Genomic DNA, 13,294 nt, shown 5'->3' with positions numbered 1-13,294 from the left:
TTGCGTAGACTAGTTGCGCAGCGGTTTGCCGGTTTCCAGGGTGTGGCGGATGCGCGCCTGGGTTTCGGCCGTGCGCAGCAGCGCCATGAATTCGCGCCGCTCCACGGCGAGCAGCCAGGCTTCGTCGACTTGCGTGCCGGCCTCGACCTCGCCGCCGCACAGCGCCGCAGCGGCGCCGCGCGCCACGCGATAGTCGTGCGCGCTGATCATGCCGCCTTCGCGCATATTGACGAGCACCATCTCGAAGTTGGCGATACCGGTGCGGCCGGCCACGGGCACGCGCTGCGGCCGCAAGGGGGCGACGTGGCCGATGTCGGCCGCCGCGCGCGCCTGCCGCAACGCCACCCAGAGCAGTTCGTCGGGATGGAATACCACCGTGTCGGCCGCTTGGGCGTACCCCATATCGATGGCGTGCAGCGCGCTCTTGGCGACCTGGGCGGTGGCGATGTTCTGGAACACCGGCTGCAGGAAGGGAAAGACTTCGGCGGGCGTGGCGGTGGCGGCCGCCAGCGCGGCGGCGCGTACCGCCAGCGCCTTGCTGCCGCCGCCAGCGGGCACCAGCCCTACGCCGGCCTCTACCAGGCCGATGTAGCTTTCCAGCGCCAGTACGCGATGGCTGCAATGCATCAGGAATTCGCAGCCGCCGCCAAGCGCCATGCCTTGCACGGCCGCCACGGTGGGCACGCGCGCATAATGCAGAGCCAGTGAGGCGCGCTGGAATTTCTCGACTATGGCCTCGAGCATGTCGAATTGCCCCGCCGCGCAGGCCTGCGCCACCTGCGCAAGGTTGGCGCCCACGGCGAACGGGGCATCGTGCCATAGGACCAGCGCGTCCAGCTCTTGTTCGCTGTACTGGACGGCATGCAGCACGCCGTCGAGCACTTCGCCGCCGATGGTGTGCATCTTGGAGGTGAACGACAGGATGCCGATGCGCGCATCGATATCCGGCAAGTGCCACAGGCGCACGCCATCGTTTTCCCAGAGCGTGGCGCCGCGATCGGCCGTAGGTTCGCCCGCCAGCCTTTCGGGCAACAGCTGCCGCTCGTAAACCGGCAGGGTCGAGCGCGGCTGTTGCCGCTGGCCGCGCGCCGAATACGACCCATGCGCATCATGCACGCCCTTGCGGGCGGGGTCGGCCGCCCACGCAGGCAATGGCGCTTGGCTCATCGCGCGGCCGGCGGCGATATCGTCGGCGATGGCGGCGGCAACGTTCTGCCAGCCCGCGGCCTGCCAGGTTTCGAAGGGCCCCATGGACCAGCCGAAGCCCCAGCGCATTGCCAGGTCGGCGTCGCGCGCGTTGTCGGCGATGTGTTCGAGCTGGAATGCGCTGTAGTGGAAAATGTCCCGAAACACGCTCCACAGGAACTGCGCTTGCGGATGCGCGCAGGCCCGCAGTTCAGCGAAGCGCAGGGCGGGGTCGCGCTGCTTCAGGATGGCGTCGACTTCGTCGGCGATGGCGCCGGCCGCCGGCCGATAGTCGAAGCTGGCCGTGTCCAGCACGCGGATTTCTTTGCCCACCTTCTGGTATACGCCCTTGCCGCTCTTCTGTCCGAGCGCGCCGCGCTCGATCAGGGTGTTGAGCCAGCCCGGCAACTGGAAATACGCGTGCCAGGGGTCATCGGGCAGCTTGTCGCGCATCGTGCCCACGACGTGCGCCAGCGTGTCGAGCCCCACGACATCGGCCGTGCGGTAGGTGGCGCTCTTGGGTCGGCCGATGCGCGGGCCGGTGAGCGCGTCGACCTCGTCGAATCCCAGGCCCAGCCGTTCGGTGTGGTGCAGCGCGGCCAGGATCGAGAAGACGCCGATGCGGTTCGCAATGAAGTTGGGCGTATCCAGCGCCCGGATGACGCCTTTGCCCAGCCGCGTGGTCAGCCAGCTTTCCAGGTGGTCGAGCACGCCCGGGTTCGTGTCGGGCGTGGCGATCAGTTCCACCAGGCGCATGTAGCGCGGCGGATTGAAGAAGTGCACGCCGCAGAAGCGGCCGCGCAAGGCCTGCGGCAAGGCGCCGGCCAGCTCGCTGATCGACAGCCCCGATGTATTCGAGGCCAGGATGGCGCCGTCGGCGACGTGCGGCGCAATGCGCTCGTACAGCGCCGCTTTCCAGTCCATGCGTTCGGCGATGGCTTCGATCACCAGGTCGCATTCGCGCAGGCGGTCCAGGTGGTCGTCGTAGTTGGCCGGCGTGATCAGGGCTGCCCGGGACGGGCTGGCCAGCGGCGCCGGTTCGAGCTTTTTCAGGCCGGCCAGCGCTTTCAGGGCGATGGCGTTGCGGTCGCCTTCTTTCGCGGTCAGGTCGTACAGGGTGACCGGTACGCCCGCATTGGCAAGGTGGGCGGCGATCTGGGCGCCCATGACGCCGGCGCCCAGTACGGCGGCGTGTTTGACGTTGAAGTTGCTGCTCAAGGCGATCTCCTGATGGGGCGGCGCCCACCGCCGGGTATGACGGTGTGCGCCGCGGCGGATGTCATGCGTGGTCAGAACCGGGTGGACACCTGGATACCAAAGATGTTGCCCTTGCTGCGATAGTCGCCGGCGACGCGGCCGCGCGTCAGCGGGTCGCCCGAGTCGGTGTCGATGTCGGTGTCGCGCAGGTACAGGTAGGTATAGCCTACGTCGATGCTCGTGTGTTTGCCCGCCTGATACTGTACTCCGGTAGAGAACCACCAGCGGTCGTTGTCGGGCAATGACGTGGGCCTGTCAGACGGGTTGTGCACCGGCGACTGGTCCCAGGCTACGCCGAAGCGCCATTTCCATTGCGGCGCGAACTGGTAGTTGGCCCCAAGGGCGACGCGCCACGAGTCACGGAAGTCCAGCGGCAGTGTGTCGGTGGGCCCGCCTTCGTTCTGGATCTTCAGTTGGGGAATGCTGCTCCAGCCCGTCCAGGAAATATCGGCCAGCAATTCCCAGCGCTCATTGAGCCGGTGCTGGGCGCTCAGGATGAGCGTGTCGGGCAGGTTTACTTTGGCCTTGGCGTCATAGGACAGCGACTGCCCGGGGGCAAAACCGTCGATCTTGGTGTCGCCCCGTGCCGTGTGTTTTATCTTGGAACGGTACGAAAGGCCGATGCGCGTGTCTTCGGTGGGCTGCAGCATGATGCCGGCGTTCCAGCCCCACGCGTCGCCATCCAGGTTCAGATCGGCGTCGCCCGGTAAGAACATTGCCGGGCCGGCCGGCACCACGACGCTTTTGGTGTACTGGGCATCGATGTGCTGCCAGTTCAGGCCCACCCCCATCGAGAATTGTTCGTTGACCTTGTATGCGATGGACGGGTTGATATTGATGGTCTTGATATCGAACTTGGTGGAATGGTACTGGCCCACCCAGCCATCGTCGTACTCCGTCATCAGCCCGAACGGGGCGCCCACGCCCACGCCGACAAACCACTTTTCGTTGAGCTGCCATGAAAAATAGGCATTGGGCACGATGCCCCAGCTGCCGGCGTCGCCTCCGTTGCCGCCCGTGGGGGAGCCGCCGCCCAGTGCAAGCGGGTTGGTGCTTTTGCCGTTGTCGCGGAACTTGAACGAAGGACGTATGGCGTTGACGCCGGCCGACAGGTTGAACCCGGGCAAGTAAGTCATGCCCGCCGGATTGAAGTAGATCGTGCTGGCGTTCTCCGCGACGGCGGCAGAACCGGCGTAGGCATTGCCCAGGCCGCTGGCGTTCTGTTCCAGTAGCTGGAACCCCGCGGCCTGTGCCGTTCCCGCAATGCCGGCCGCGATAGCGGCTGACAGAGTGCTCATTGCCCACGATGCCTTGTTCATGTGTCTCCTCCTTAGGCAGGCGAAAAATGCACTTGTCGTGCAGAAAGTGATGGTCAGGTATTTATGGACGTGCTGGATCTGGCTCGGTAAGGGGTGGATGGGAGGCGGCGCGCAGGTGCAGCGGGCCGCCCGTGAAGGGCGCGAAACCGGTTCCGAAAATCACGCCGGCATCGGCGAGGTCGGCGTCGGCCACCACGCCGCTGTCGACCTGTTGCCGGGTGCGGTCGATCAGCGGCTGCACCAGGCGCCGCGCCAGGCCGGGCGGTGCGGAATCCGTGGCGGTTTTGCGGGGCTTGCCGTCATGCCAGGCATAGAACCCCCGGCCCGTCTTGCGGCCGAGGTCGTTGCGGGCGATGCGTTCGGCCAGGCAGCGCGGCGGCTCGTCCTGGCCCGCAAGCTGGCGCCCGGCGGCCAGCGCAATATCCAGCCCGACGGTGTCGGCCAGTTCGAGCGGGCCCATGGGCATGCCGAAATCGGTCATGGCGCGGTCGATGACGGCAGGCTCGATGCCTTCGTCCACGCAGCGCATGGCCTCGAGCATGTACGGCGCCAGTACCGCGTTGACGAGGAACCCCGGTGCGTCGCGCACGGGCAGGGGCAGCTTGCCGAGCTGCCCCACGAAGGCGCAGGCGCGCGCCTGCGCCTGGCCATGGTCGGCGCCGGCCTGCACGACTTCCACCAGCGGCATGCTGGCCACCGGGTTGAAAAAATGGATGCCGATCAATTGGCCGGGGCGGTCGAGTCCCGCACGCAGGTCAGCCAGCGACAGGCTGGATGTATTGGTGGCCAGCAGCGCATCGGGTTTCATGCGCGGCTGCAGCGCGCGGTACAGCGCCCGCTTGGCGTCTGCCTGTTCGCTGATGGCTTCGATCACGATGTCTGCGCGCGCAACGCCGTTGCCCTGCGGATCGGGGACGAGCCGGTCGAATGCCGCACGCGCGGCGCGCGGATCTTTGAGCTTGCGCGCGTACAGGGCGGCGGCCCGGCCCAGCGCGGGCGCGATGCGTTCGGCGTCCTGATCTTGCAGCGTGACGGTCAGACCCTTGAACGCACACCACGCGGCAATATCGCCTCCCATGGTTCCGGCGCCCACCACGTGCACATGCTGCGCAGGTGGCGCGTTGCCCGGCTTGCCATATGCCTTCAGCCTTTCCTGGAGGCGGAACACGCGCAGCAGGTTGCGCGCCGTATCGGACGTGAGGATGTCGTGCACGATCTCGGGCGCGCGCAGCGCATTGCCGCCGTGGCGGGCCCAGAGCGTCACGATGGCCGGCGCGGCCGGGTAATGACGCTGCGGGTCTTTGGCGGCGATCTGGCGATGGGCGCGCCTGGCCGCCAGCAACTTGAGAGGCCAGCGGTTCAGCCATCCGGCGATGCCGCGCGCCCGGCGCGCGGGCCGGCCGCTTTGCACATGCTGACGCGCGGCGGCATCGGTCAGGCGCGGGGGCACGCGCGCGTCGACCAGCCCCAGCGCCGCGGCGCGGCGCGCGTCGGCGGGGCGGCCCGTCAGCATCATGTCCAGCGCGGCGGGCGCGCCGATCAGCGCGGGCAGCCGGCGCATGCCGCCCCAGCCGGGGAAGATGCCCAGCATGACCTCGGGCAGGGCCAGCGATGTGCCGGGCTGATCGATGGCAAGCCGGTAGCGGCAGGCCAATGCCAGCTCCAGGCCGCCGCCCAGGCAATGGCCGTGTATCAGCGCCAGGGTGGGATAGGACACGGCGGCCAGGCGGTCGAACAGGTTCCAGCCGCGTTCGACGAGTTGCCGAGCCTGCTCGGGCGTGGTGAGGTCGGCGAATTCCTCGACATCGGCGCCGGCTATGAAGCCGGCCGCCTTGCCCGAGCGGATGATCAGGCCCGCGGGCGGACGAGCCTGCAGCTCGTCGAGTACGGCGCCGAATTCGGACAGCACTTCGGCAGACAGGGCATTGACGGCCGCGTCGGCCCGGTCGATGGTGAGCCAGGCCAGGCCGTCGGCATGGCGTTCGAGCCGCCAATGGCGCCAGGAGGACGTCGTATCAGGGTTCATGGCGTGGTGTCCGTATCGACCAGCATGGCGCCGCCCTGGCCGCCGCCTATGCAAATGGCGGCCATGCCGCGGCGCAGGCCCCGTGCGTGCAGGGCCTGCAGCAAATGCAGGACGATGCGCGCGCCCGACGCGCCCACCGGGTGGCCGATGGCAATGGCGCCGCCATCGACGTTGAGGCGGCTTTGGTCCAGCGTGCCCCAGGCGCCGGTGCCCAGGTGCTCGCGGCAATAAGATTCATCGTTCCAGGCGGCCAGGCAGCCCAGCACCTGGGCGGCAAAAGCCTCGTTGATTTCCCACAGATCGGGATCGTTCAGGCCCATGCCGTGCCGCTGCAGCAGGGGCGTGGCGGCGTGCACCGGACCCAGGCCCATCTGGGCTGGGTCCAGCGCTGCCCACTGGGCGTCGACAATGCGCCCGAGCGGTTGCAGGTTCCAGCGCCGCACGGCGTCGGCAGAGGCCAGCAACAGCATTGCGGCGCCATCGGTCACTTGCGAACTGTTGCCGGCCGTGATGTTGCCCCATGGTTTGTCGAATACGGGGCGCAGGCGCGCAAGGCGTTCTGGCGTGGAGTCTTCTCGCACGCCATCATCGTGCGCATACAAGGTTCCGCGCGTATCGACCAGGGGCACGACTTCGTCCAGCCGGCCCTGCTCGCGCGCGGCCAGCACGCGCGCATGGCTGCGCGCGGCATAGGCATCCATGTCGGCGCGGCTGATGCCGAAACGAGTCGCCAGGTTTTCGGCGGTCTGGCCCATCGAAAGCCCCACCACGGGATCGGTAAGCCCCTTGAGCAAGCCGATGACGGGCGCCAGACCGCGCCACGGAAAGCCGCGCAGCGCCCTGATGCGCTCGCCCATGCCGCGCGCGGCATTCCACCCCGCGAGCCAGCGGGTCATGTCGTCGGACACCAGCAACGGCGCGCGCGACAGCGCATCCACGCCGCCCGCCAGCACCAGCGAGGCGCGCCCGGTGTGGATATTGGCGATGGCCGAATCCAGGGCCTGCATGCCGGACGCGCAATTTCGCATTACGGTCCAGCCGGGCACGCGGTGGCCGCAGCCCAGGCGCAGCGCGATCACGCGGCCGATGTTGGTTTCGTCGGCAGAAGGTGCGGCGCAGCCGACGATGACTTCATCCAGGTCGGCGGGCGCGAAGGGTTGCCGCATCAGCAGGGCGCGTCCCGCCTGTACGGCCAGGTCCGCCGCCGAGAATGGGCCAGGCGCGTTGCGGGCCTTGAGAAACGGCGTGCGCGCGCCGTCGATGACATAGATAGGATCGAATGCCATGGCGGCCCCTAGGCAGCTTCGCGCTGTGGACCTGCGTGCACAACGCCGGTCATGCCGAAGTCGAAAGGAAAGTCGTCGACGCGGATGACCTGGTCGCGCAGTGCGTCGCGGCGCCGGAGGAGTTCGTAATCGTGGGCATCGATGCCGCCCGCTGCGTGGGCCGCTTCGACCAGGTCGCGTACATTGGCCCGGGGGTTGCCCGCGAGGTCGCCGGTTTTTTCATAGGCGCGCAGGCGCGCGTCGGCGGCTTCGGCTGCGACCGTGGCAGCCAACGCCTGTTCGAGCGCGCCCACAGGCTCGTCGGCCGTTGCGGGCAAATGGCAACTGGAAGTAAGGCGTTCGCGTGTGTCGCCAGGTTCGGCAAGCAAGCGGGCGACTTGTTGGCCAAGCAGGTCAGCGGGTGCATGATGCGGCGGCCCCCAGGGAAACAGCAGACGGCGTAACACTGAGCCTACCCAACGTGACGGCAGATTGTCCAGCACACCTTTGAAAGAATCTTGTACACGTTGCATTGAATCTTGCAGTGCCCAGTGTGCAAGCGGCGCGTCGGCGGCTGGCCGGCCATCGTCTTCATAGCGCTTGAGCACGGCCGATGCCAGGTAGAGCTGCGAGTGGATGTCGCCCAGGCGCGCGGACAGGCGCTCTCGGCGCTTGAGGCTGCCGCCCAGTAACGCCATGCACGCATCGGCAAGCAGCGCGAACGCGCCGGCATAGCGCGTAAGCTGCCGGTAGTACGGCTGCATGTCGGGGGCGGCATGCGCGGGGGCGCGCGCCAGCCGCGCCCCGGTAAGGCCGTGGCCCAAGGCGCGCGCGGCATTGCCGAGCACGAATGCCACGTGGCGCCAGAACGCCTGGTCGAAGGCCCGTAACCCGCGTTGCGCATCGGGGTCGCCCGCGGCCTGCATTTCAGCCAGCACATACGGGTGGCAACGGATCGCGCCCTGACCGAAGATGATGAGACTGCGCGTAAGGATGTTGGCGCCTTCTACCGTTATGCCCACCGGCACCTGCTGGTACGCGCGGCCCAGGAAGTTGGAAGGCCCCAGGCAGATGCCCTTGCCGCCGATGATGTCCATGCCGTCGTTGACGACCTGTCGCGCGCGCTCGGTGACGTGATATTTGACGATGGCCGACACCACCGAAGGTTTTTCGCCGAGATCGATCGCGCCGGCGGTCATGACGCGCGCCGCGTCCATCAGGTAGGTGTGGCCGCCGATGCGCGCCAGCGCTTCTTCCACGCCTTCGAAACGGGCCACCGGCGTGCGGAACTGGCTGCGCACGCGCGCATAGGCGCCGACAGCGCGGGCCGTGAGCTGCGCCATGCCGGTATTGGATGCGGGCAGAGAAATCGACCTTCCCGCAGCCAGGCATTCCATCAGCATGCGCCAGCCCTGGCCCGCCATGGCGGGCCCACCGATGATGAAGTCCAGCGGCATGAACACATCGGCGCCGCGCGTGGGCCCATTCATGAACATGGCGTTCAAGGGGAAATGCCGCCGGCCTGTTTCCACGCCGGGGTGGTCGTGCGGCACCAGTGCGCATGTGATGCCCACGTCCACCGGGCCGCCGAGCAGTCCGTCGGGGTCGTACAGCCTGAACGCCAGGCCCAGCAGCGTGCATACGGGCGCAAGCGTGATGTAGCGCTTGTCCCAGCTGACCCGCATGCCCAGCACCTCTTCGCCTTGCCACATGCCTTTGCAGACAATGCCGCGGTCGGGAATGGACGCGGCATCCGAACCTGCCCAGGGGCTGGTCAGGGCGAAGGCCGGCACCTCATCGCCGCGCGCCAGGCGCGGCAGGTAATGGCTTTTCTGTGCTTCGGTGCCGTAGTGCAGCAGCAGTTCGGCGGGCCCCAGCGAATTCGGCACCATTACCGACACCGCAAGCGCAGACGAGCGCGTGGACAGCCGCGTGACGACCTGCGAATGCGCATAGGCAGAAAAGCCCAGGCCGCCGTATTCGCGCGGGATGATCATGCCCAGGAAGCCATGCCGCTTCAGGTAATCCCAGGTCTGGGGGGTCAGGTCGTAGCGCCTGTGGGTGATGTCCCAGTCGTCGACCATGCGGCACACTTCTTCGACCTGCTCTTGCAGGAAGCGCTGTTCGTCGGCGGTAAGGCGCGGCTTCGGCAGCGCCAGCAGCTTGTCCCAGTCGGGACGGCCGCGGAACAGCTCGCCGTCCCACCACACTGTGCCTGCCTGCAGGGCGTCGCGCTCGGTATCGGACATTTGCGGCAATACCTTGCGATAGGCATTGAACAAGGGCCGGGTCAGCAGTGCGCGCCGCAAGGGCCGTAGCGACAGCGTCGCCACGATCAGGGCCGCAACGGCGCACAGGACGAGCAGCAAGACATTCATGCAGATGGCCTCCGTCAAGAGATGGCCCGGCCGCGGCCGGAACTATTGCGCCGGATACTCGGGCAGCGGTGCCCGCAGGCCCCCAAGCAGGAAGCTCATCAGGCGGGGCAGCAGGCGTTCGGGGTCGTGGGTTTGATCGGCTTCGTCGTTCGGGTTCCAGCCCAGGCACAGGCGCAGTACTTCGGTGCCCACGATGGCGTAGGACGTGGCGCCGAGCATGAATTGAAACCGCCAGACTACTTCGTCCCGGGGCACGTCGGGCAGGGCGCGCAACAGCGCCGATTGATAACGGTCGACAACCTCGGCATATTCTTCGGCCACCAGCGCGCGGATGAAACCGGTGGGGTCGGTCATGGTGCGTTCGAGCAGGCGCAGGAAGTTCTTGTTGGCCGGGTCGGCGCTGGCGGCCAGCCGCAGCACTGTTCCGAAGAACGCGTCCACGATCTGCGACGGCTTCAGCGGCTGGCCGCCGGCGCGCGCTTCGAGTTCGTCGAGCAGGCGCAGGCGTTCGTGGTTCAGCACCGCCAGCCGGCGCTTCAGCACCGCCTGCACCAATGCCTCTTTGGAGCCGAAGTGGTAGTTCACCGCGGCCAGGTTCACACCGGCTTCGCTGGTGATCTGCCGCATCGACGTTCCGTCGTGACCCTGCCGGGCAAATAGCGCCTCGGCGCTGTCGAGAATGGCTTCGCGGGTGGAGCCGGAGCGGATTTCGTTCATGGCATCTTTCAAACGTTTGTTTGAAATGATTATAGGCATCCCCCCAGGCAGCCGCATGTAGCGTTTTCCCGTAGGCGCGGGCGGCCGCGGCGGCCGCTCAAAACCCCAATGCAAGCCGGGTCGAGCCAGCAAATTGCGGCGCGGGCGGGTTACAGTTCATGGATATTGCGCCGCAGCGCGAGCGGCGCTGCCAGATTGCAGAGGTTGTTAGATATGTTTGACTACATCGCCGCTGCCGCGGCCGGGAAGGTGCTGCCATGAACGATTCATCCCATTCGCCCGCGGCCCATTGGAACCTGGATGCCATTGTGTCGGGCCTGCGTTCGGCCCGCGTCGACTGGCGCGGCCCGCGCGGCCGCCTGCGCCACGATGCCGGCGACCGCGAATTCCCGTCGCAGGAAAGCCTGCGCGCGATCGTGCGGCAGCTGTGCGGAGCTTTGTTTCCCATGCGCCTGGGGCCCATCGACCTGCGCGAAGAGGTCGAGGATTTTTATGTAGGCCACACCATTGGCGCGGCGCTTGACGCATTGCTGCACCAGGTTTGCCTGGAACTGCACCACATGGGGCGCAATGGGTCCGAACCCGATTCCGATTCCAGCATACGGGCGCGTGCCGTGCAGATCGTGCGCCAGTTCGGCGCGGCGCTGCCGCAGGTGCGCCGCGCGCTCGACCTGGACGTGACCGCGGCTTATCAGGGCGACCCGGCGGCGCACAGCGTAGACGAAGTGCTGCTGTGCTATCCCGGCGTAAGCGCGATGATCCATCACCGCCTGGCCAGCGTGCTGTACAGGCTGGGCGTGCCCATGCTTGCGCGCATCGTGGCCGAGATCGCGCACGCGGACACGGGCATCGACATCCACCCGGGCGCCACCATCGGCAAGAGCTTCTTCATCGACCATGGCACCGGCGTGGTCATCGGCGAAACCGCCATCATCGGCGACCGCGTAAGGCTCTACCAGATGGTGACCTTGGGCGCCAAGCGTTTCCCGCCGGGCGAAAACGGCGAGCTGAAAAAAGGCCTGGCGCGCCACCCGATCATCGAGGACGACGTGGTGATTTACGCCGGGGCCACCATCCTGGGGCGCGTCACCATCGGTCAGGGCTCTACCATCGGCGGCAACGTGTGGCTGACGCGCAGCGTGCCCCCGGGCAGCAACGTCACGCAGGCCAGCCTGGTCAGCGATATGCCCGATTGCGGCCTTGGCGGCGCCTAGCAAAGCGCCGCGCATGGATATATCGGCAAAGTCATCGGCGGGCCCGGAGCCGGCCGCGCTCGCGCCCGACCTGCAGGCCCTTGGCGAGTTCATCGGGCGCCACCGGCGGCTGTTTGTGCTGACGGGGGCCGGTTGCAGTACCGGTTCGGGCATTCCGGCCTATCGCGATGCCGACGGGCAATGGACGCGCAGCCCACCCATCGAGTTTCCCGATTTCATGGGGCATGCGTTGATGCGCGCGCGATACTGGGCGCGCGCCACGGTGGGCTGGCGGCGATTCGGGCACACCCGTCCCAACGCGGCCCACCGGGCGCTGGCCAGGCTGGAAGCAGAAGGCCGCATCGTGCTGCTGCTGACGCAGAACGTCGACGGCCTGCACCAGGCGGCCGGCAGTCGCAATGTGGTGGACCTGCACGGGCGCCTGGACGAGGTGCGCTGCATGCGTTGCGACTGGCGGGCGCCGCGGCACGCGTGGCAGGCCGAGCTCGATGCCCGCAACCCCGAATGGGCGGCGCTGGACGCCGATGATGCGCCCGACGGCGATGCCGACCTGGAAGGCGTGGATTTTTCGCGTTTCGTGGTGCCCCCGTGTCCGCGCTGCGCCGGCATCGTCAAGCCGGACGTGGTGTTCTTCGGCGAGACCATACCCGCCGAGCGCGGCGCGCGGGCGCGTGCGGCGCTGGCGCAAGCCGACGCCATGCTGGTCGTGGGTTCGTCGCTGATGGTGCATTCCGGCTACCGCTACGTGCGCGCGGCCGCCGATGACCGCCTGCCCATTGCCGCCCTTAACCTGGGGCGTACCCGCGGCGATCACCTTTTCGCCCTGAAGGTGGTGCGCCCCTGCGCTGAGGCGTTGCAGGCCCTTTACGGGCCGTTTCCTGGCGAGGGCTGATCGCGATGCGCAAGTGCTTGGCGCAGCACGGTTTTTTCAGGATGGCCCCAGGCTTTCCATAGGGTTGTCCACAGAAACTGGGGATAACCCGCAGGCGCCGGGGAGTCAGGACGGCGGGTAGTCGTCGCCCATGAGCGCGCGCCGCACGGCGTGCCAGCTGCCGACGTCGGGCGCGTACAGCAAGCCGCCGCTGCGGTGCGTGGGCTTGTACGGACTGGCATCGAAATGTGCCGAGAAACCGCCCGCTTCGCGATGCAGCAGCCAACCCGCCGCGTGGTCCCAGGGTTCGAGCCTGTTGTACAGCACCACGTGGCAATGCCCGCTGGCCGCCATGCGGTATTCGTGCGCCGCGCAGCGCAGCGAAGCGGTCGAGGCCAGTGCCGCCAGGTTGCCATTGACAGTGCCGCGCAGCGGCTCGGGCAGGAAACCGGTGGCGACCAGGCCGTCCATTTCGTCGGGGGGCGCCGGCTGGGCGACTTTCAGCGTCGTCTGGGTGCCGTCAGCCGATTCGGACCATGCGCCTTCGCCGCGCACGGCCATGGCCCAGTCGTGGGCGACGGGGTCGTAGATGACGCCGGCCAGCACATCGCCGCGATGGCACACCGCGACCATCATGCCGAACAGCGGCAGCCCCGCCACGAAATTGCGCGTGCCGTCGATGGGGTCGATGAGAAACGCCAGATCGGCATCGACCAGCATGTTCAACAGGGCGGGGTTACGGGCCGATGCCTCTTCGCCGACCATGACCGCGCCGGGGTGCAACCGGGACAGGCGGGCGGCGATATAGCGTTCGGCGGCCTCGTCGGCATCGGTGACGAGATCGCGCGGAGAACTCTTGGCGTGGATGGCGTCGGCCGCAAGCCGGCGAAAGCGCGGCATGACTTCCGCCTGGGCGGCTTCTGCCAGGATCGCGGCAATGCGGCGGGTGTCTTCGCGGGAGAATGTTTTGGTCATGCCGGACTCATGGATAAGAGTCGAAAATCTAGCATGTTTGCATGACAGGGCGTTTGTCCTGGCGTGACCGTTGCGGCAGCCGCCGGG

The 13,294-nt window shown here is 67.6% G+C and carries 9 protein-coding genes; 2 read left to right on the top strand and 7 right to left on the bottom strand.

Going from position 1 to position 13,294, the window contains the following annotated elements; translation table 11 throughout:
• Positions 1-9 precede the first annotated feature (9 nt).
• From CAL19_RS12195 to CAL19_RS12170, 6 genes are all read right to left on the bottom strand, one after another.
• Complete coding sequence (locus CAL19_RS12195) at positions 10-2,403, bottom strand: 3-hydroxyacyl-CoA dehydrogenase/enoyl-CoA hydratase family protein (RefSeq protein ID WP_094796903.1); 2,394 nt, start codon at positions 2,401-2,403, stop codon at positions 10-12.
• Positions 2,404-2,474: 71 nt separating this feature from the next.
• Entirely contained in the window at positions 2,475-3,761 is a 1,287-nt protein-coding gene (locus tag CAL19_RS12190) for an OmpP1/FadL family transporter (RefSeq protein WP_026640180.1), read from the bottom strand.
• Positions 3,762-3,822: 61 nt separating this feature from the next.
• Positions 3,823-5,787 carry a 3-hydroxyacyl-CoA dehydrogenase NAD-binding domain-containing protein gene (locus CAL19_RS12185; protein ID WP_038852416.1) on the bottom strand — a complete coding sequence of 655 codons (1,965 nt, stop codon included), beginning with the start codon at positions 5,785-5,787 and terminating at the stop codon, positions 3,823-3,825.
• Positions 5,784-7,073, bottom strand: a complete 1,290-nt coding sequence (locus tag CAL19_RS12180) for an acetyl-CoA C-acetyltransferase (protein WP_026640181.1) — start codon at positions 7,071-7,073, stop codon at positions 5,784-5,786. The genes CAL19_RS12185 and CAL19_RS12180 overlap by 4 nt, the downstream gene beginning before the upstream one ends.
• A gap of 8 nt (positions 7,074-7,081) precedes the next feature.
• A complete protein-coding gene (locus CAL19_RS12175; protein WP_094796902.1) occupies positions 7,082-9,430 on the bottom strand; it encodes an acyl-CoA dehydrogenase in 2,349 nt (782 codons plus the stop codon).
• Between the two features lie 42 nt (positions 9,431-9,472).
• Positions 9,473-10,147: a TetR/AcrR family transcriptional regulator gene (locus tag CAL19_RS12170; RefSeq protein WP_026640183.1), complete on the bottom strand. Its 675-nt coding sequence runs from the start codon at positions 10,145-10,147 to the stop codon at positions 9,473-9,475.
• Positions 10,148-10,404: 257 nt separating this feature from the next.
• On the opposite strand from CAL19_RS12170, the gene epsC reads away from it, so the two are divergent.
• Both epsC and CAL19_RS12160 read left to right on the top strand, forming a co-directional pair.
• A complete protein-coding gene (gene epsC, locus CAL19_RS12165) occupies positions 10,405-11,361 on the top strand; it encodes a serine O-acetyltransferase EpsC (RefSeq protein ID WP_026640184.1) in 957 nt (318 codons plus the stop codon).
• Between the two features lie 13 nt (positions 11,362-11,374).
• Positions 11,375-12,253 (top strand): NAD-dependent protein deacetylase, encoded by an 879-nt coding sequence (locus CAL19_RS12160; RefSeq protein ID WP_094796901.1) that lies wholly within the window; start codon positions 11,375-11,377, stop codon positions 12,251-12,253.
• A 105-nt stretch (positions 12,254-12,358) separates the two neighbouring features.
• Here the strand turns inward: CAL19_RS12160 and CAL19_RS12155 are convergent, their stop codons facing one another.
• A complete protein-coding gene (locus CAL19_RS12155) occupies positions 12,359-13,207 on the bottom strand; it encodes an inositol monophosphatase family protein (protein ID WP_026640186.1) in 849 nt (282 codons plus the stop codon).
• Positions 13,208-13,294: the final 87 nt, after the last annotated feature.

Source organism: Bordetella genomosp. 7, assembly GCF_002261265.1.
Lineage (GTDB): Bacteria > Pseudomonadota > Gammaproteobacteria > Burkholderiales > Burkholderiaceae_B > Bordetella_A.
The sequence above is the reverse complement of the archived record's forward strand: the minus strand, read 5'-3'. Positions and strand labels throughout refer to the sequence as shown.